General features: G+C 44.7%; 14 protein-coding genes. 5 read left to right on the forward strand and 9 right to left on the reverse strand.

Features of this window, described 5'->3' with window-relative positions:
* Window positions 1–127: 127 nt before the first annotated feature.
* The 6 genes from eno to dgt form a co-directional block, all read right to left on the reverse strand.
* Window positions 128–1429: a phosphopyruvate hydratase gene (gene eno, locus LDO51_RS01385; RefSeq protein ID WP_006659306.1), complete on the reverse strand. Its 1302-nt coding sequence runs from the start codon at window positions 1427–1429 to the stop codon at window positions 128–130.
* Between the two features lie 64 nt (window positions 1430–1493).
* The gene (gene pyrG / locus LDO51_RS01390; RefSeq protein WP_225576091.1) at window positions 1494–3131 is read right to left on the reverse strand and encodes a glutamine hydrolyzing CTP synthase; all 1638 of its coding nucleotides are present in this window, start codon (window positions 3129–3131) and stop codon (window positions 1494–1496) included.
* 364 nt (window positions 3132–3495) lie between these two features.
* Window positions 3496–4290, reverse strand: a complete 795-nt coding sequence (gene mazG / locus LDO51_RS01395) for a nucleoside triphosphate pyrophosphohydrolase (RefSeq protein ID WP_225576092.1) — start codon at window positions 4288–4290, stop codon at window positions 3496–3498.
* 317 nt (window positions 4291–4607) lie between these two features.
* Window positions 4608–6839 carry a GTP diphosphokinase gene (gene relA, locus LDO51_RS01400; protein WP_225576093.1) on the reverse strand — a complete coding sequence of 744 codons (2232 nt, stop codon included), beginning with the start codon at window positions 6837–6839 and terminating at the stop codon, window positions 4608–4610.
* Window positions 6840–6855: 16 nt separating this feature from the next.
* Window positions 6856–8187, reverse strand: a complete 1332-nt coding sequence (gene rlmD, locus LDO51_RS01405; protein WP_225576094.1) for a 23S rRNA (uracil(1939)-C(5))-methyltransferase RlmD — start codon at window positions 8185–8187, stop codon at window positions 6856–6858.
* 205 nt (window positions 8188–8392) lie between these two features.
* The gene (dgt, locus tag LDO51_RS01410) at window positions 8393–9925 is read right to left on the reverse strand and encodes a dGTPase (RefSeq protein ID WP_225576095.1); all 1533 of its coding nucleotides are present in this window, start codon (window positions 9923–9925) and stop codon (window positions 8393–8395) included.
* A 131-nt stretch (window positions 9926–10056) separates the two neighbouring features.
* Here dgt and mtnN point away from each other — a divergent pair, with 131 nt between their 5' ends.
* Entirely contained in the window at window positions 10057–10749 is a 693-nt protein-coding gene (mtnN, locus tag LDO51_RS01415; protein WP_225576096.1) for a 5'-methylthioadenosine/S-adenosylhomocysteine nucleosidase, read from the forward strand.
* A 96-nt stretch (window positions 10750–10845) separates the two neighbouring features.
* Window positions 10846–11655, forward strand: a complete 810-nt coding sequence (gene btuF, locus LDO51_RS01420) for a vitamin B12 ABC transporter substrate-binding protein BtuF (RefSeq protein WP_423810972.1) — start codon at window positions 10846–10848, stop codon at window positions 11653–11655.
* Window positions 11656–11891: 236 nt separating this feature from the next.
* On the opposite strand, the gene erpA is transcribed toward btuF, so the two are convergent.
* The gene (gene erpA / locus LDO51_RS01425; protein ID WP_225576098.1) at window positions 11892–12236 is read right to left on the reverse strand and encodes an iron-sulfur cluster insertion protein ErpA; all 345 of its coding nucleotides are present in this window, start codon (window positions 12234–12236) and stop codon (window positions 11892–11894) included.
* Between the two features lie 237 nt (window positions 12237–12473).
* Between erpA and hemL the strand changes: the two genes are divergently transcribed.
* A complete protein-coding gene (gene hemL / locus LDO51_RS01430; RefSeq protein ID WP_224058534.1) occupies window positions 12474–13763 on the forward strand; it encodes a glutamate-1-semialdehyde 2,1-aminomutase in 1290 nt (429 codons plus the stop codon).
* Window positions 13764–14079: 316 nt separating this feature from the next.
* Here the strand turns inward: hemL and mrcB are convergent, their stop codons facing one another.
* Both mrcB and hrpB read right to left on the reverse strand, forming a co-directional pair.
* Window positions 14080–16626, reverse strand: a complete 2547-nt coding sequence (gene mrcB / locus LDO51_RS01435; RefSeq protein ID WP_225576099.1) for a bifunctional glycosyl transferase/transpeptidase — start codon at window positions 16624–16626, stop codon at window positions 14080–14082.
* 211 nt (window positions 16627–16837) lie between these two features.
* Window positions 16838–19297, reverse strand: coding sequence for an ATP-dependent helicase HrpB (gene hrpB, locus LDO51_RS01440; RefSeq protein WP_225576100.1), 2460 nt, complete (start codon window positions 19295–19297; stop codon window positions 16838–16840).
* Window positions 19298–19459: 162 nt separating this feature from the next.
* Here hrpB and sfsA point away from each other — a divergent pair, with 162 nt between their 5' ends.
* Both sfsA and dksA read left to right on the forward strand, forming a co-directional pair.
* Window positions 19460–20176 (forward strand): DNA/RNA nuclease SfsA, encoded by a 717-nt coding sequence (gene sfsA / locus LDO51_RS01445; RefSeq protein ID WP_225576101.1) that lies wholly within the window; start codon window positions 19460–19462, stop codon window positions 20174–20176.
* Between the two features lie 190 nt (window positions 20177–20366).
* Entirely contained in the window at window positions 20367–20822 is a 456-nt protein-coding gene (gene dksA / locus LDO51_RS01450; protein ID WP_006659320.1) for an RNA polymerase-binding protein DksA, read from the forward strand.
* The last annotated feature ends 141 nt before the right edge of the window (window positions 20823–20963 follow it).

Below are 20963 nucleotides of genomic sequence, written 5' to 3' on the forward strand. Positions count from 1 at the left end.
TTAAAAAGGACGAGATGGAGTTATTCCGCATTATCTATAAGGTTTAAATACTTTCAAAATTATTTATTTCAGACAAAAAAAATGGGTCGATTTCTCGACCCATTTATAAAACTAAGCAAACAAAAAATTATGCTTGGCCTTTAACTTCTTTCAGACCGTTGAATGGCGCGCTGTTACCCAGAGCTTCTTCAATACGGATCAGTTGGTTGTATTTAGCAACACGGTCAGAACGGCTCATAGAACCGGTTTTGATTTGACCTGCAGCAGTACCAACCGCTAAGTCAGCGATAGTTGCGTCTTCAGTTTCACCTGAACGGTGAGAGATAACGGCAGTATAGCCAGCATCTTTCGCCATTTTAATCGCAGCTAATGTTTCAGTCAGAGAACCAATTTGGTTGAATTTAATCAGGATAGAGTTGGCGATGCCTTTCTCGATACCTTCTTTTAAGATCTTGGTGTTAGTTACGAATAAATCGTCACCAACCAATTGGATTTTATCGCCAAGAACTTTAGTTTGGTATGCGAAACCATCCCAGTCAGATTCGTTTAAACCATCTTCGATAGAAACGATTGGGTATTGTTTAGTCAGTTCTTCTAAGTAATGAGTGAACTCTTGTGAAGTGAAGGTTTTACCTTCGCCTTTCAGCTCGTAGTTGCCAGTTTCTTTGTTGTAGAACTCAGAAGCTGCACAGTCCATCGCCAGAGTCACATCTTTACCCAGAACGTAACCCGCTTGCTCAACCGCTTCTTTGATAGCAGCCAGTGCAGCAGCGTTAGATTCTAAGTTAGGCGCATAACCACCTTCATCACCAACAGCCGTGTTCATACCTTTAGATTTCAGTACTTTTGCTAAGTGATGGAAAATTTCAGAACCCATACGTACCGCTTCTTTCAGAGTCGGTGCGCCAACTGGTTGGATCATGAATTCTTGGATATCAACGTTGTTGTCTGCGTGCTCACCACCATTGATGATGTTCATCATTGGCAGAGGCATAGAATATTGACCGTGAGTACCATTCAGGTCAGAAATATGCTCATACAGAGGCATACCTTTTGCCGCAGCAGCTGCTTTCGCGTTTGCTAAAGAAACTGCCAGAATTGCGTTTGCACCGAATTTAGATTTGTTTTCAGTACCATCTAAGTCAATCATGATTTTATCGATGTTTGCTTGATCTTTAGCATCTTTACCGATAACGGCTTGAGCAATTGGACCGTTAACAGCCGCAACAGCTTTCAGAACACCTTTACCCAGAAAACGTGATTTATCACCATCACGCAGTTCCAGAGCTTCACGAGAACCTGTAGATGCGCCTGATGGAGCCGCAGCTAAACCAACAAAACCACCTTCTAAATGTACTTCAGCTTCAACAGTTGGGTTACCACGAGAATCAATGATTTCACGACCGATCACTTTAACAATTTTGGACATTAGGTTTTCCTCAGTACAAGTTAAATTTCGGGAAGTTGGCGAAAATTGCCGACTTCCCCGTATCTTATTTCAACTCACCTTTCTGGTACTTACCAGCGGCTTTAACAAAACCTGCAAACAACGGATGACCATCTCTTGGGGTCGAAGTGAATTCTGGATGGAACTGGCAAGCCACAAACCATGGGTGGTTTGGATTTTCAATGATTTCAACCAGTTTATTATCCACAGAACGACCTGCAATGTTCAGCCCCGCATCTTCGATACGTTTCAACAGCAGATTGTTCACTTCGTAACGGTGACGGTGACGCTCAACAATTGTTTCTGCGCCGTACATACCGCGCACTAAGCTGCCATCGGTTAAATGACATTGCTGACCACCAACACGCATTGTACCGCCAAGGTCGCTCTCTTCAGAACGCACTTCAACGTTGCCATCTTCGTCACGCCATTCGGTAATCAGCGCAACAACTGGGAATTTGCAATCTGCATCAAATTCAGTGGAGTTCGCGTCTTTCATGTTCGCAACATTACGTGCAAATTCAATCAGCGCCACTTGCATTCCCAGACAAATACCTAAGTAAGGAATTTTATTCTCACGGGCATATTGTGCCGTCAGAATTTTCCCTTCAATACCACGAGAACCGAATCCACCTGGGACTAAAATCGCATCCAGATCTTTGAGTAGCTCAACGCCACGGGTTTCGATATCTTGAGAATCAATCAGCTTAATATTCACGGTTAAGCGATTTTTCAGACCCGCATGTTTCAGCGCTTCGATAACTGATTTGTATGCATCTGGTAATTCAACATATTTACCCACCATACCAATGGTGACTTCACCAGCTGGATTGGCTTCTTCGTAAATAACTTGTTCCCACTCAGATAAATCAGCTTCTTTGCATTCAAGGCGGAAACGGTTACAAATGTACTCATCCAAACCTTGAGCTTTAAGCATGCCAGGAATTTTATAGATAGAATCTGCGTCTTTCAGAGAGATAACCGCTTTTTCTGGAACATTACAGAACAGGGCAATCTTCGCGCGCTCATTCGCAGGAATGACGCGATCTGAACGACAGATCAGCACATCAGGCTGAATACCAATTGACAGTAACTCTTTCACTGAGTGCTGTGTTGGTTTTGTTTTCACTTCACCCGCAGCCGCTAAGTATGGCACTAATGTTAAGTGCATATACAGTGTGCGCTCACGGCCCACTTCCGCAGCCATTTGACGAATAGCTTCTAGGAATGGCAGAGATTCGATATCACCAACTGTACCGCCGATTTCGACTAATACAACGTCATGACCTTCACCACCACGGATGATGCGATCTTTGATTTCATTAGTGATATGAGGAATAACTTGGATGGTCGCGCCTAAGTAGTCGCCACGACGCTCTTTGCGCAGGACTTCAGAATAAACACGTCCAGTCGTAAAGTTGTTGCGACGTGTCATTTTGGTACGAATAAAACGCTCATAATGACCTAAATCCAAGTCAGTTTCAGCGCCGTCTTCTGTAACGAAAACTTCCCCGTGTTGGGTTGGGCTCATTGTGCCTGGATCTACGTTAATGTAGGGATCCAGTTTCATAATGGTCACATTGAGTCCACGGGCTTCGAGTATAGCCGCCAAGGAGGCTGCGGCAATGCCTTTACCCAGAGAGGATACGACCCCGCCGGTCACAAAAATATAATTAGTTTTCATGCTGAACCTGAACGTTTAGGTTTAAAAGATGATGGATATAACAGGACGGGAAAACAGTATACCCGAACCTTAAATCTCCTACAAATGTTCTAAGCTCAATAAGGCCAGTTTTCATTAATACCTTAAATAAATCAGCAAGTTAAAAATAAAAATATTTATCGTTTGATAAATAGTCACTTTCTAGGGCGCTATTCAACTGTTTTGCAAGATTAACACATTTTTGTGTAAATGCTAAATCCTTTCAGCTTAATCTATCACTGAAAAAACATCATTTTGCCGATTGTTTGATTTTGAATAACTCTTTCAATCCATGACTATCATTATCGACAAGCATTCTTTGCAAAATTTAGCAGCCTGGATTGGGTCATTCATCTAATTTGATAGACACCCACAATGCTTCCATCTCATCAAGTGTAGCAGTTTCTGTCGATTTGCCAGTTTTGGCTAATCGTCTTTCGATTTCACGAAAACGGCGCTCAAATTTACTGCACGCTTTTTGTAAGGCAAGCTCAGGTTTGTGCCCTAAATGGCGAGAGAGATTGACGGTCGCAAATAACAAATCGCCAATTTCTTCTTCAAGATGCTGTTCATCCACGACTGCTTGAGTGGCTTCTTCCATCACTTCCGCTAACTCTTCGGTGACTTTGCCTGCCACGGGGCCCAGCGTATCCCAATCAAAACCGACTGAGGCACAACGTTTTTGAATTTTATAGGCTTTCATTAAGGCAGGAAGTGCATTTGGGATATCATCCAATACCGAGTATTGGTCTTTCTCTGCTCGTTCTTTGGCTTTACGTTGTTCCCAGCCTGCAATGACTTCTTGGCTACTGAGTTGGTTATTTTCGTCGAAAATATGAGGATGGCGACGTTCGAGTTTGTCACTGACAGCTTGGCAAATATCATCAAAATTAAATAGATTTTGCTCTTGTGCCATTTGGGCGTAGAACACCACTTGAAAGAGGAGATCCCCCAACTCGCCTTTTAAGTCAGTAAAATCTTCTCGTTCAATGGCATCTAGAACTTCATAGGTTTCTTCAAGGGTATAAGGGGCTATGGTCTTAAACGTCTGTTGCGTATCCCACGGACAGCCATTTTGCGGGTCACGCAAACGCGTCATAATAGTGAGTAACCGTTCAATTTGTTTATTGCCCTGCTGCATATTTAACCCTTATCAAAAATTATTACGTGGTGATTTAATGAGGTTGATACCTTAACCAAATTAAATTAAATACGCTAAATCTTTTAAGTTTTAGTTCAGTAAACGACAGAGAGGATATTTTCAAAATAGTTTGGATGGGCAGCTAGGCGGCAAGTAAGAAAGACCCTAGGAGCATACATAAGTATGTGACTAGGGCGAACGCGCGCAGCCAACAACGCTGCACGCCAAAATATGAAGAAAATTAGGAGCATACATAAGTATGTGACTAGGGTTAGTGAATGCAGCCAACACCCCTACAGCTCAAAATATGAAGAAAATCAGGAAGAGTGGCGTTTCGCCTCAATAACATCCGCCAACTGATTCAGTTTTGAAAGCACCCTTCCCAGCACTTCGATATTATACAGCTCGATGGTCATATCGATGGTGGCGAGCTGCTGCTTCACATCGCTGCGGCTGCTTACCCCTAACACGTTGACTTTTTCGTTTGCCAGAATCGTCGTAATATCGCGCAGCAATCCACTGCGATCATTGGCTATCACTCTCACCACTAGCGAGTAACCGCTCGAGTAGTTTTCACCCCAAACTGCATCAATGACACGCTCTGGCGCGTGGCTTTGTAGCTCTGCAAGCTGTTCACAATCCGCGCTGTGAATCGAAATTCCGCGACCTTTGGTAATAAAGCCGACGATTTCATCCCCCGGAATTGGCTGGCAGCAACGAGCAATATGGTGCATCAGGTTGCCGACGCCCTCAACCACCACGCGACCACTGCCGTGGGATGGCGCTCTTGGTACGCCAGATTTATTCTCCAGCGACTTCATCGCAGCGCGATCTTCTTCCTCTGCCGTCGCTTTATTAAACTTAGCTTGTAGGAAGTTAACCAATTGGTTGATACGAATATCACCACCGCCAATTCCCGCTAACACTTCATCCAGTGAGTGCACGTTATAGCGGGCAATCAACTGTTTTTCTGCGTCTCGTAAACTGATATCCAGATGGGATAATTCGCTGTCGAGAATTTGACGCCCCGCCAGAATGTTTTTGTCGCGGTCTTGTTTACGGAACCAGTTTTGAATTTTCGCCCGTCCACGGCTGGTCGTCACGTAACCGAGATTAGGATTGAGCCAGTCACGACTCGGGTTTGGGTGTTTCTGGGTGATAATTTCAATCTGGTCACCCATCTGTAATTGGTAGCTAAATGGCACGATGCGCCCACCAATTTTCGCCCCAATACAGCGGTGGCCGACATCACTGTGAATATGATACGCAAAATCGAGAGGTGTTGAACCTGTAGGTAAATCCACCACATCGCCTTTTGGCGTAAACACATAGACTCGGTCATCAAACACTTGGCTACGCACTTCATCCAGCATTTCGCCAGAATCCGCCATCTCTTCTTGCCATGAAATCAGTTTACGCAGCCATGCAATACGGTTTTCGTAGCTACTGCCTTTACCGACACCACTTGCACCTTCTTTATATTTCCAGTGCGCCGCAACGCCCAGCTCTGCATCTTCATGCATTTGGCGGGTACGGATTTGGATCTCTAAGGTTTTACCATTTGGGCCTAAAACCACCGTATGAATTGACTGATAGCCATTTGGCTTTGGGTTCGCTACATAGTCGTCGAACTCATCAGGTAAATGGCGGAAATGGGTATGAACAATCCCCAATGCCGCATAACAATCTTGTAGGCGTTCAACCACGATACGCACCGCTCGCACATCGTATAATTCGCCAAATGCTAAGGATTTCTTCTGCATTTTGCGCCAAATACTGTAAATGTGTTTTGGTCGTCCGTACACTTCCGCTTGGATTTGCTCTTGGAGCATATATTTACGTAGCGTGCTGACGAAATTGTCGATGTACTCTTCACGGTCAATACGGCGCTCGTGCAGCAATTTCGCAATTTTTTTGTATTCATCAGGGTGCAGATAACGGAAACAGAAATCTTCTAATTCCCATTTTAATTGCCCGATCCCTAAGCGGTTTGCTAACGGCGCATAAATATTGGAACACTCTTTTGCCGCTAAGACGCGTTCATCTTCGCTGGCATCTTTGACTTCACGTAAATGGGCGATACGCTCGGCGAGTTTAATCACCACGCAGCGGAAGTCTTCCACCATCGACAGCAGCATACGGCGGATGTTATCCACCTGCACGGAACTGGTTTCGTTAGATTGCGTGGCTTTAAGTTCGCGGATAGCGTCCATCTCAATCACGCCTTTCACCAGCGCATGAATGGATTGACCGAAATCATCAATAACGGATTGTTCGTCGAGTTTTCCCTCTTCAACCAGAGGGAACAGTAACGCAGCTTGTAAGCTACCGATATCCATGCTGAGCGTGGATAAAATTTCGGTCATTTCAATGCCGCGCCACAGTAGCAGAGGCGCAATATCCTGCCCCGATAATTTATCGTGGCAATACTGCCAGGTATGGATGAGTTTTTCTTCTGATTGTTTGTTATTCAAACCCAAATCATTAACCCACTTTTCGGGGGCAAATTCACCTGCTGGGGTTAAATGCGCACTTCTTACTGCAACCATATATTCTCCCTACCTGTTACACCTCTGGGCTACGAACAAATAGCGCCATAGATTCCAGATGACTAGTTTGCGGAAACATATCCAACATCCGCAATTGAGATAACTGATACCCGCCTTCAAGTAAAACTTTACTGTCTCTTGCCAACGTTGTTGGATTACAAGAAACATAGACAATTTTTTCTGGCATCAGTTTAATTAAATGTTCCATTACGCCAGCGGCACCTGCTCGAGCAGGATCTAGCAGCACTTTATTAAAACCTTCTTGCGCCCACGGCTGAGTGTGGATCTGCTCTTCCAAGTTCTCATTATAGAACGCCGCATTCTCAATTGAGTTGCGCTGGGCATTACTTCTGGCTTGAGTGACTAAATTTTCAACACCTTCAACGCCAACCGCCATTTTTGCTAAACGGGCAATGGGTAACGTAAAGTTACCCATTCCACAGAAAAGATCCAATACCCTATCTTCAAGACTTAGATCCAACCATGCTAAAGCTTGCGCCACCATGTGCTGGTTAATTTCGCCATTCACTTGAATAAAATTGGCAGGGCTAAATTGTAGGGTTTCATCCGCCACCTGATATTCAGGTAACGGGGAGTCAGTCTCAAGCGGGACTAACTGCCCTTCATTCCCGGCTAACCAAATACTGAGTGCATGAGATTTGGCAAATTCTCGCAAGCGCTTTCTATCAGATGCGTCAACAGGGACTAAATGGCGTAACAGGATAAGATTGCCATTATCCCCATGAATCAGTTCAACATGCCCTAATTTGCTGGCAATCGATAGCTGATTTAAACAACTGGACAATGGTGTTAGCAGAGCATCAAGTTCCGCGTGTAATACGGAACAACTTTTAATGTCCACCAGCGTGTTGGTTTGGTTTTGGCGAAACCCCATCATTAAGTGATTGGATTTATTTTGATATTGCAGCCCTAAACGCGCACGGCGGCGATAGCCATATTCTTCACCACCAATCACCGAGATAGGTGGCAATACAGACCCAGTTTCACGTCCCATTAAATGCTGTAAAGCCTGCGCTTTGCTTTCGCGTTGAAGCCCAATCTCTACATGCTGCTGTTGGCATCCGCCACATTGATTAAAATAACGGCAGCGGGGTTTCACACGTTGAGAGCTGGTACTGAGACGTTTAATAACTTTGGCTTTGGCAAAATGACGTTTATCTTCAGTCAGTTCGACTTGAGCCTCTTCCCCGGGTAATAAACCAGTGATAAATATGGCTTTGCCATCATGGCGGGCTACACCTTGCCCAGCGGCATCTAAACTATCGACATGAACCGTGATTTGACGGCGTTGGGTGGTGCGGCGATTTGGCGAGTAAAATTGGGCCATAAGTAGTCACTAAACGGGGTTAAATAATTTCTATTTCAAGCCGCAGGTTGGTAAGTCCGTGTTTGCTGTATAACGGCTTACTTTATCACTGCGACTACCTGATAATTGGGTAGACAAATTAGCGGGCTATCATAGCATTTTTTTACCAAAATTAGTGACCACTTAGTTTTTTTGTCACGCTATATACTGACTTTTTTTATCAACGTTAATTCGTCACCATAAATTTTCGATACTCTTCATAAGCATAATGGTCAGTCATTCCGCTAATGTAGTCTTGGAGCAGCCTGGCTCGATAATAAAACTCTAGCATCGATTTATCCGCATCACTGGTGACTGAGATTTTTTCTAAGGCTTCGTTATAGGAGAGTCGATGTTTATTCGATAACTTATGAAATAGGCGAGTTTCGATAAAAAAGTGTTTATGGTAATTTTGCGCCACTAATGCCGCAAAATCCGCTCTATCCATCATCAACAGTGGGCTGTAAATATCTAATAACCCACTGATAATTCGGTAGCCTTGTAACTCTAACTCTTCCACTTCATGGTGATTAAATACATGCTTAAAGGCCACTGTTTTTAAGGCTTTTAATAGGCGATGCTCTTGGCTTTTATCTTCAAGTAACGCGCTGTTAAAACTGCCGTGATAAATCTCAGGCAGGTTTTGAATAAACCGCTGAGCACTGTAATGGGCAAGTTTTCCTGTAATATTGACGCGTAAATACATGAAAAACTGATCTTGCTGAATGCGCCTTGTGTGGTTATCGCTGATATTATTGAATGCGCGCAGGATGGTTTGATCGAAGAGATCCCCTGATTTTACCTCACCCCACTCCGCTTTTAGGTACCCAATTAATTGCTCAACGGTATAAATACCCTTTTCTGCTGCATCGTCTAAATCCGCAATACAGTAAGAGATATCATCCGCGGCTTCCATGATATAGGAGAGCGGGAAACGGCAATATTTGCCCATTTCCAACTTTTTACTTAACTCGCTGACAAAATCCGCTTCAGACCAGTAATAGCCTGGTTTTTTCATTAAATAATTAAATTCAGGCGGGATAGGCTCAAGGTCATAAGCGCCGCGAGTGTATTTCAAAATAGAGCCAATTTGCGCGTAGGTTAAATTCAGTTTGAGTAATCGGTGAGCCATACGCAGCCCTTGTGCGTTCCCTTCAAACGCGCATAAATCACGCTTAAGCTGACGACGGAAGAGATCCTGCTTTTCATTACCTGTTAGTTGCAACGCTTTAATTTTACAAGGATCTGGCGATTCAGGAGTGAATAGATAATCTGGCGATAATAATTTACTGAACCAACGTTGAATCGCCGCTTCACCAAAATGCCCAAACGGTGGGTTGCCAATATCATGCATTAAGCACGCCATTTCCACGAGGCTTTCAAAGGCATCACAACGGTCGGTTAAACCATATTCATCAAGCAGTTTTTTCTTTTTCAGTTCACCCAACACCGTTTTGCTGATGTAGCGCCCAACTTGTTGGACTTCAAGAGAATGGGTTAAACGGCTGCGTACCGCGGAGTTTTGTTCAAGGGGAAAAACTTGGGTTTTCTGTTGTAAACGACGAATCGCAGCGGAATTGATAATCCGCCCACGGTCACTTTCAAAGAGACGGTTTACGGCATCTTCATCATCGGGTGAGACTTTTTGATTTTTTCCACTACTCATGTAGTTACGTTGGAAACTCAGTTTTTTAACAAAATTAATCTCTTTTCCCGCCATGCTAGCCTCTGCGCCTTACCGTTTTATTCCTGAATCCTCAAAGAAAAGGCAGAGGAAAACCCACCTTTCAATGTTACACTTTAGCCATCTACGACATAAGTGTCTAATTAATCAACAGTGAGTATGACATAATGAAAATCGGTATCATAGGTGCGATGGAGCAAGAAGTTGCGAGCCTGCGCGAAAAAATCGAAGGTTGCCAAACATTGAGCCTTGCTGGCTGTGAAATTTATACAGGAAAAATGAACGGCATTGATGTTGCTTTATTAAAATCAGGCATCGGTAAAGTCGCTGCGGCAATCGGTACTACTTTACTGTTAGAACACTGTAAACCAGATGTGGTGATCAACACAGGGTCAGCGGGCGGTTTAGATCCACGTTTAAATGTTGGGGATATTGTTGTCTCTACGGAAGTTCGCTATCACGATGCGGATGTCACCGCATTTGGCTATGAACCTGGTCAAATGGCGCAGTGCCCACCTGCATTTATTGCCGATGCAAAACTCATTGAAACGACCGAAAAATGTGTCAAAGCGCTAGATATGAATGCGGTGCGCGGTCTAATTTGCAGCGGTGATGCTTTTATTAATGGCGCCGAACCTTTAGCGCGCATCAAAGCTACCTTCCCGAACGTTGCTGCCGTTGAAATGGAAGCCGCGGCTATCGGCCATGTTTGCTACCAGTTTAACGTGCCTTTTGTGGTGGTTCGTGCAATTTCAGATGTGGCAGATAAAGAGTCCCACACTAGCTTTGACGAGTTCTTACCTGTCGCTGCACGTCAATCATCCCTGATGGTTACTGCAATTGTCACGGCATTAGCGTAATTTATTTCTTACTCTCTTAAGGCATAACTGACCTTCATTTATGCCTTTTCTAATACCTTTTTGTGAAGTAATGCTATGAATCTAACGACCAAAATCATGCGCTCACTGATTGGTTTTCTATTTTTCTTAAGCCTAGTCAGTAGCGCATTCGCCGCCCCAAAATCCCGAGTTATTAGTTTATCCCCTGCCAATACGGAGCTGGCTTATGCCGCGGGGTTGGAGGATAGCCTAATTGCCGTGAGTGCCTATTCCGATTATCCGGAATCAGCCCAAAAACTCGAACAAGTTGCGGATTGGCAAGGCTTAAATGTGGAGCGGATTATTGCCTTAAAGCCGGATTTGATCTTGGCGTGGCGAGGCGGTAATCCACAGCGACCATTGGATCAGCTGGCGTCGTTGGGGATTCCAATTGTCTATTTTGATTCGCAAAGCATTGATGGGGTTATCTCCTCACTAGAGGCGCTTGCACAATACAGCCCTCACCCAGAAGTGGCAGAAAAAAATATCGCCCGAATGCGCAGCACGTTAAAGATGCAAAAAGATAAATTAGATAATAATAAGAAACCTAAGCAATTATTTATTCAATTAGGCACTCAGCCATTATTTAGTGCTGGTGATCATACTCTTCAAAATGATGTGGTTAAGACTTGCGGCGCTCAGAATATTTTTGAAAACAGCGCAGTACAATGGCCTCAAGTCAGCCGTGAGCAAGTCCTCACTCGCAAGCCCGATGCCATCATCATGACTGGCTCACCCGAGCAAGAAAATGCCGTCAAAGCTTTCTGGGGCACCCAACTCAATGTTCCCATTATTCGCTTAAATGAGGATTGGTTCCACCGCGCCGGCCCCCGCATCATCAATGCCACCGAGCAGCTATGTGATCAACTAAACGCACTACCAAACTAAGAAAAGAAGTTAAGAATCTAAGATTACAGCAGGATTTTTTGAGCAGAATTAATACAACAGGACAATAAGATAATTAAACTAATTTTTTTCGTTTAAAATCTCACGAAATAATCTTTCTAAATAGTTTGTGCTGTGGCTAGGCGGCAAGTGAGGATATCTCGGGGAGCATACATAAGTATGTGACCCGAGTAGCTGAACGAAGCCAACACCGCCACAGCGCAAAATATAACGAAAGATCAGATGCTGAACGACGAACCACATCCGCAAGTGGATTTTGCATTCGGATTCGTCACAATAAAGCGCGACCCTTCTAACCCTTCGGTGTAATCCACACTTCCACCCACTAAATATTGCAGGCTCATTGGGTCTACAACCAGTGCGACACCTTGTTTTTCGATGGTCATGTCCCCTTCGTTGATTTGATCATCAAAGGTAAAACCATATTGGAAACCACTGCAACCACCGCCCGTAATATAGACGCGCAGACGCAGGTTTGGGTTATTTTCATCGGCAACTAAGTCTTTGACTTTGATTGCTGCTTTATCGGTAAATTGCAGAGGCAGAGCTACATCATCACTCATTTATTACTCCAGACCGGTGACCGGTAAATTCATATGTAAGGCAACGCCTACTTAGATCAATTTCTCAATTATCCGTCACATGACTCATAGGTTCAAGTGTTGTTACACAATTGAGCACAGAGTTACTATTCATCCTTATGATTGAACCATCATTGTGATTGATAGCATTGGTTTAATCGCCCTTGTGCTTTAGAATAGCGGCAACTTTTTATTTAGTCTCTTTTCAGGAGCCCTGCAATGCACCATTCCGAAGAATTATATAATGAAGCCCAACAGCTGATCCCTGGCGGTGTTAACTCCCCGGTTCGCGCCTTTAATGGTGTGGGTGGTACCCCGTTATTTATCGAGCGCGCTGATGGCGCTTACATTTATGATGTCGATGGCAAAGCTTACATTGATTATGTGGGTTCTTGGGGTCCAATGGTATTGGGTCACAACCATCCTGCTATCCGCGATGCGGTGATTAAAGCCGTCAATAAAGGCTTAAGCTTTGGTGCGCCAACGGCTGCTGAAGTGGAAATGGCAAAACTGGTGTGCGAATTAGTCCCATCTATCGATATGATCCGTATGGTCAACTCCGGTACTGAAGCCACCATGAGCGCGATCCGCCTTGCTCGTGGTTATACAGGTCGCGATAAAATTATTAAGTTCGAAGGTTGCTACCACGGTCACGCTGACTGCCTATTAGTAAAAGCAGGTTCCGGTGCACTGACAATGGGTGAGCCTAACTCTCCAGGCGTACCTGAAGATTTCGTTAAGCATACTTTAACCTGCACATACAACGATTTAGCCTCTGTGCGCCAAGCTTTCGAAAACTACCCAGAAGAAGTGGCATGTGTGATTGTTGAACCTGTCGCGGGCAACATGAACTGCGTTCCACCAACCGCAGAATTCCTGCCGGGTCTGCGCGCATTATGTGATGAATTCAATGCACTGCTGATCATTGACGAAGTGATGACAGGCTTCCGTGTTGCACTCGGTGGCGCTCAAGATCACTACAACGTACAACCGGATTTAACCTGTTTAGGTAAAATCATCGGTGGCGGTATGCCAGTAGGCGCTTTTGGCGGTCGCTATGAAGTGATGGAAAAATTAGCGCCAATCGGCCCTGTTTACCAAGCAGGTACACTTTCTGGTAACCCTGTTGCCATGGCGGCGGGTTTAGCCTGCTTAAATGAAGTCTCTCAACCGGGGGTTCATGCACGCTTAACGGAGCTGACCGATAAGCTGGCTCGTGGCTTAGCTCGTGTTTCTAAAGAGCAAGGCGTGCCTATGGTAATCAACCATGTGGGTGGGATGTTTGGTCTATTCTTTACTGACGCCGAATCAGTAACATGCTACCAAGACGTGATGAAGTGCGATGTAAATCGCTTTAAGAAATTCTTCCACTACATGTTAGAAGAAGGCGTTTACCTCGCCCCATCTGCTTTCGAAGCGGGCTTTATGTCTATCGCCCATAGCGATGAAGATATTCAACGTACCATCGATGCCGCGGAAATTGCACTGGCAAAAATCAAAGCCGAATAATCCCCGCACACCCATAAAAATAGGCTCAATCTGCAAAGACTGAGCCTATTTTTTATCTATTTCTTAAGATCTATTTTTTGATCTGTTTTCTTTTCCAACCAAACTCAACATTCTCCTAAATCCCGTACGCTGTAGCTAGGCGGCAAACGAGGAGTTCTCAGGAAACATTCCCCAGCAATGACACTATGTCAACGCAGGCACAACATGAACAATGCAATTCTCTAAATAGTTCATGTTGTGGCAAGGCGGTGAGCAAAGACATCTTGGGGAGCATACATAAGTATGTGACCCGAGTATCCGAGTGCAGCCAACAACGCTACGGCGTGCGGGATGACGGAGAATTGGATGGAGAATCGCCAAACATATCCTTAACCCAGTCAGGAGCGGTATCCTCTTGTGGCGCCTCATTATTTCCATTTAAATTCCATGCTGGATCTTGCGATGCTGATCCTTGGCATAGGCTTTGCGGATCATCTGTCCAGACTGGCAACATTCTGCCGCCACCTAAATCGGAGCAGCTAAATTGACCATCCATCATGACGCGCATGTCGGTTATCCCTTCTGGCGCTCGGTTGATCAGTGTTAGTGGCGTTTGGTTATCTAAATAGCGCTGATAAACGCGTAATGCCCCTGTTGAGCCTGTTAACTGTGTTGGTCCGTTGTTATCACGACCGACCCAGACAATAGCCACTTCCTTACCGTCGATACCCGCGTACCAGCTATCACGCAGGTCGTTGGTGGTACCCGTTTTACCTGCCAGATTGTATTTACCATATTTATTCAGTAATACGCGTCCAGTCCCTTGCTGCACGACTTGCTGCATACCAAATAGCGTTAAATAAGCAGCTTGAGATGGTACGGCACGCTCTGCGGATGGGTAACTTTGGTACAGCTCTTTGCCATCACCATCAATCACTGAACGTAATGCAGATAATTTTGCGCGATTACCTTCGCCACCAATGGTTTGGTATACTTGCGCCACTTCAGCTGGCGTTAAGTTCACCGCACCTAATAACATCGCAGGCACTTTTTCCATCGCACTTTCTGGCGCACCCAGACGGATAAACGTATTCATCACTTGGTCGAGACCAATTTCCATCCCTAAGTTTACGGTTGGAATATTTTGTGATTTCGCTAATGCATCCACCAGCATCATACGGCCATTGAAGTTACGGCTATAGTTTCGTGGACTCCAACTTTGATTACCGACTTTGATAGTCAGCGGTTCATCGGATAACCACGTATTTAAGCGGAAGCGGTCTGGCTCACTTAACGCCGTTAAATAAACCGGTGGTTTTGCTAAAGAACCAATGCTTCGACGGGCATTCAGTGCTCGGTTGAAACCTGAGAATTGAGGATCAGAGCCGCCGACCATTGCACGCACTTCGCCGTTAATACGGTCGACAACCACCATGGCACCTTCGATATCATCCAATTTACGTGCTTTACGTAAATCAGCCACACCGAACTCTACCGCATTTTCCGCTGCCGTTTGCGCCACAGGATCTAAGGTGGTAAAAATTTTCGCGCCAGAGAGATCTTTAACTTTATCCCCAAGCTTCTCGCTCAGTTCTTGTCTCACCATCTGCATAAATGCGGGTTGAGATGCGACTAATCCCTCTTTATTTTTCACACCGAGCGGTCGAGCACTCAGAACTTGGTACATCTCATTATCGATAACACCGCGGGTTTCGAGAATTTTAAGCACAATATTACGGCGTTTAATCGCATTTTGTGGCTTAGTCCACGGGTTAAAGGTTGATGCACCTTGCACCATTCCCACCAGCAACGCTTGTTGGTCAAAACTTAACTCATTGATTGGTCGACCAAAGTAATACAAACTCGCCAGCGGGAAGCCGCGAATTTCATCATTACCATTTTGCCCTAAATAGACCTCATTCAAATACAGTTCAAGAATACGTTCTTTACTGTAATTGTAGTCTAAAATCAATGCCATTAAGGCTTCGTTAGCTTTACGTTTCAGGGTTCTTTCGTTAGTTAAAAATAGGTTTTTCACCAACTGCTGCGTTAAGGTACTTCCCCCCTGCACGGAACGACCCGCAGTGACGTTCGCCACCACCGCACGGCCGATAGAATATAAGCTAACACCATCATGCTCATAAAAGTTTCTATCTTCCGTTTCGAGGAGGATTTTCACCAAGGATTCAGGGAAGTCCGCCATTGGCAGCACTAAACGCTGTTCATTATTCGCAGATTGCATCATGGTGATCAGTTTCGGATCTAAACGGAAGAAACCGAATGAGCGCCCATTTTCAATATTTTCAATCTTGCTTAACATGCCATTTTCAAACACCAGACGCGCGAGGACTTGCCCCTCTTTTTGGTCTGGGAAATTAAATGGACGACGCAAAATTTCAATGGTATTGCCTTTCACTACAAACTCACCGGACGTGGTGATTTTGCTGACTTTACGGTACTGCATCCCTTCGAGCAGGTTGGTCATTTCAGCTTGGCTGTAATCCATACCCGGCTCAAGATTTACCATGCGTCCGTATACCGCTGCAGGCAAGTCCCACACCTTACCATCAAGGCGTTCTTTAATTTGTTGGTTTAGATAAAAACCGTAAGCCGCCAGTATTACTGCGAGTACCAGCATTAATTTAACTAGCAGCCAGAACCAGCGCCATTTACTCTTGCGAGGTTTGTTCTTTTTTGAGCCTTTTTTGGTCATTTGCTCTTCTTCATCGTCTTCATCATCAAGATATTCATCATCAATATCTTCATCATCATAGAGATCTTCATCATAATCATCGCGGCGTCTACGGCGGCGTGAAGAGGATGACGGTTTCTCAGCAGCGCGTCTTTTACGTCTACCAATGGGTTCAAAATCTTTACCGGACATGGTCGCTCCATATCTCCTATACCTAAATAGGCATTAAAATCTAACTATACATGCACAAGTACAACTACAGATACGTAGATGTAACATAAGGCTAATTTTGGCTCATAATTCAAGGAATTTCACGAAAGAAAGCTCCTAATTACACTTCCTTACGCTGTCTATTGGGTGCCATTGCCTAATTTACAACCCGTTATTAGAGCACAAAATTAGGTTATTTCGCACGCATCATTGCTTTTTTTGTTTGTCGCGTTGGTTCGGCATTCTCAGGGTCATCTGGCCAAGGATGTTTTGGATAACGCCCCTTCATCTCTTTTTGTACCTCTTTATAGCTTCCTTGCCAAAACGCACCAAGATCTTGAGTTATCTGAATAGGGCGCCTTGCCGGCGAAAGTAGCGATAATGTTAGCGTCACTTTACCATTTGCCACGGTTGGATTGGCTTTTTCACCAAACACTTCTTGCAAGCGAATTTCAATCACCGGTGGCTTGTCTAGCGCGTAGTGAATACTTACCTCGCTCCCAGAAGGGGCGACATAGGTTACAGGGAAAGTGCTGTCTAGCCACTGGCGTTGCTGCCAATCCAATCGATTCAATAATAAATTCATTAAATCAATTTCTTGCAGCTTTTTCTTGCTTGTCACACCATTCAGATAAGGGGCTAACCATTCATCAAGCGTCTCGAGCAAAGTATCATCATCCATTGCAGGTAATGGTGAGTCAGGAAAATAGCGCGCCGCTAATTCACAACGAATACGTAATTGCAGGGTATTTTCTTGCCAGTTTAACTGTTGCAAACCATTTTGCTGAAGCCAGTAAACCAGTGCATTTTTAATCTCTTCTGGTTCTGGATTAGTCAGCCGTTGAGATTTCACAACTAACTGTCCACATTGCAAACGCCTCCATGCCAGCAAGCTCCCCCGCTGCTCATCCCATTCAACTGTCTCTTGGGTACTAAAAAGATGCTGACAATCCCGTTGAAGTTTTTCAATGTCAATAGGATATGCCAGTGAAATACGCGCATCAGCAGAAGTTTCTGACTGCCATAATGCCGCCACCATCAGCCATTCATTGCCCATCAACGGGTCATTATCGTTCAGTGTTGCCCCTAACCCGCTGGCTAATTGATAACGGGTTTGATTGTCGCGGGATTTCGCAATATAGTCAGGAAACCCTGTGGCAAGTAAGGTTGGTAACCACTCACTAATCAACCCAGTGGTTTTTCCTAAAGAATAGGTAACCTTTTCACCACTCAAAATAGAAGCGCGTTTGCACCAGTTATCCGTCGGACGTTCTAAATGGGTATGTAGGTCGACCACACCGCCACGGGGAGGCTCTTCAATAATTGCCGTTAATAATGCAGCAAGTTGAATAACGGATTTATGTTGAGTTTGCTGCGCGTGATACAGCATGGCAGCAGTACGAACTGACGTTCCTGTTCCCGCCATTTTACTGCCCATCGACGTGAGTTTTCCTTGGGCATCTGTGATACCCAATTTGAATAATAGGGTTTTCGCTGCCGATAATGCCGCTTCGGGGGGAACATCTAACCATTGGAGTTGAGAAATATCGTGACAGCCCCATTGAAGGAGCGCTAACCATAACCCGCTTAAATCACTATTGTTGATTTGTGCTTCACTAAATTGCGCTGCACGTTCGGCTTGTTCGGCACTTATTAGGTGCCAACATACTCCCGCCTCTAAACGCCCCGCACGCCCCGCACGCTGAGTCATTGAGGCTTGGCTAATGCGTTTTTTAATTAGCTTTGTAAGCCCACTTCGTGGGTTAAATTGTCCCACTCGCTCAAAACCACTATCCACCACCAAACGAATTCCCTCAATGGTGAGACTGGTTTCCGCAATGTTGGTCGCCAGCACGACCTTACGTTTTCCTTCAGGGGCAGGCAGAATCGCTTGTTGCTGGGCTTGAATTGACAGCGCACCATACATTGGGCACAACATCACATCGTCAGTCACTACCCCTTCTAACTCGCTTTTCGTCCGCTCAATTTCACCCACTCCCGGTAAAAAGAGTAACAAAGAGCCAGCTTGTTGCTGCATCAGTTGCCAAACCGCACTTGCAACTTCTTGATGAAACGGTTTGTTCGGATTGATAGGCTTATATTCTCGTTGAACAGGGAATGCCCGCCCTTGTGAACTGATCACTGGCGCATCAGGAAATAACTGACTCAGCCCTTGATCATCAAGCGTAGCGGACATTAACAGAATTTTTAAATCGTCCCGTAGCGCTTGCTGAGAATCCAATAATAGCGCTAACCCTAAATCAGCCTGCAAATTACGTTCATGAAATTCATCCAAAATGACCAATCCAACACCTTCAAGCATCGGGTCATTTTGTAATTGACGCGTGAGAACCCCTTCCGTCACCACTTCCAAACGTGTTTTTGCACTCACTTTGCTTTCTGAGCGCATACGTAAACCAATGGTTTCCCCTACCGATTCCCCTAACTGCTGGGCTAAGCGAGCGGCGACTGAACGCGCTGCAATACGCCGCGGCTCTAACATAATAATCCGCCCTTCTATCTGTCCACGTTTGAGGATTTCTAACGGCAGTACCGTTGATTTCCCTGCCCCCGTCGGCGCATGCAATAGAACTTGAGAGGATTTCGCTAAAGCAGCGAGTAAGTCATCACTTACTTCTAAGATAGGGAACACTAAGGGGTAACTCCATGACGTTTAACTTTCTATGAGAAGCATTGTAGCATTAACGAATTGTAGCATTAACGAATATGACGCATTAATACTGTCTATTACCTAAGCCCATATAGAACATGGTGTTATGTTATGTCACGAACAACTCGGTAAAAAGGAGAATACATGGAATTTATCCCCCCTTTAAAATCAGCCACATTAATTAAACGCTATAAACGTTTTTTAGCGGATGTCGTCACACCCGAGGGAGAGGAAATGACGATACACTGCGCAAATACCGGGGCGATGACGGGCTGTGCAACCCCCGGAGATACCGTATGGTACTCCACATCGGATAACCCAAAACGAAAATATCCGTACAGTTGGGAGTTAACGCAAACCAAAAATGACCATCTGATTTGTATTAATACGCTGCGGGCGAACCAATTAGTGGCAGAAGCATTGGCAAAAAAGCATATTCCAGAATTATCTGACTACAGTATAGTGACCCCAGAAGTGAAGTATGGCAGCGAAAACAGTCGGATTGATTTTTTACTCACTCAAGAGGGATTAGCTGATTGTTTTATTGAAGTAAAATCTGTTACTTTGCTGGAAAATAACCATGGCTATTTTCCTGATACTCAGACAACCCGAGGACAAAAACACCTTAGAGAGCTGACTTTGATTGCTAAAGGAGGAAAACGCGCCATACTTATGTTTGTAATTTTACATAGCGGTATCCACGTAGTATCCGTAGCAGCACACATTGACTCTCAATATGCAGCGTTATTAGAACAAGCTATAACCAATGGCGTCGAAGTTCTGTGTTATCAAGTGGATATATCTAAACAAAAAATGCAAATAGGGACATCAATTCGCTTCACCCCGACTAAGTCATTTTAGTTTAGTCGATATTTAAACAAGGTCATCGAGTTAGGAGTGCTAGTGAAGGGAAGAAACACGCTTATCCTCACAGCATTGCAAAACTCATCACATGAACGATTGCCAAGACGGCTGTCTTCTGATATTTATAGCGACCTTAAATTTTCCCCCTTGGGGTTTTTGTAAAATTTGCGTGTGTAGGAGAAGCATTATGCAAGAAGGGCAAAAACGTAAGACATCGTCCTTAAGCATTCTCGCCATTGCCGGGGTTGAGCCCTATCATGAGAAGGCTGGCGAAGAGTACATGAACGAAGCCCAATTGGCGCATTTTAAGCTCATTCTCGAAGCATGGCGCAATCAACTCAGAGATGAAGTGGACCGGACTGTTACTCATATGCAAGATGAGGCAGCTAACTTTCCAGACCCCGTTGATAGAGCCGCTCAGGAAGAGGAATTCAGCCTCGAATTACGTAACCGCGACCGCGAACGTAAATTGATCAAGAAGATCGAAAAGACGCTGAAGAAAGTTGAAGATGAAGATTTTGGCTACTGCGAATCTTGTGGTGTGGAAATTGGCATCCGTCGTTTGGAAGCGCGTCCAACAGCAGATTTGTGCATCGACTGTAAAACATTAGCAGAAATCCGCGAAAAGCAGATGGCTGGCTAATTGTTGTTTTGGGAGTCCTCAACGGCGCATTAACCCTGCGCCGTTATAAGGATTCGCACCCTCAAAAAAGTTTAAACTTCCCTTTTTCTCATTTTGACCTCTCTCATGTTCTCTACATTTGTTATCGTTTGCGCCTCGCTC

The sequence above is a fragment of the Providencia alcalifaciens genome, from assembly GCF_020271745.1.
Taxonomy (GTDB): domain Bacteria; phylum Pseudomonadota; class Gammaproteobacteria; order Enterobacterales; family Enterobacteriaceae; genus Providencia; species Providencia alcalifaciens_B.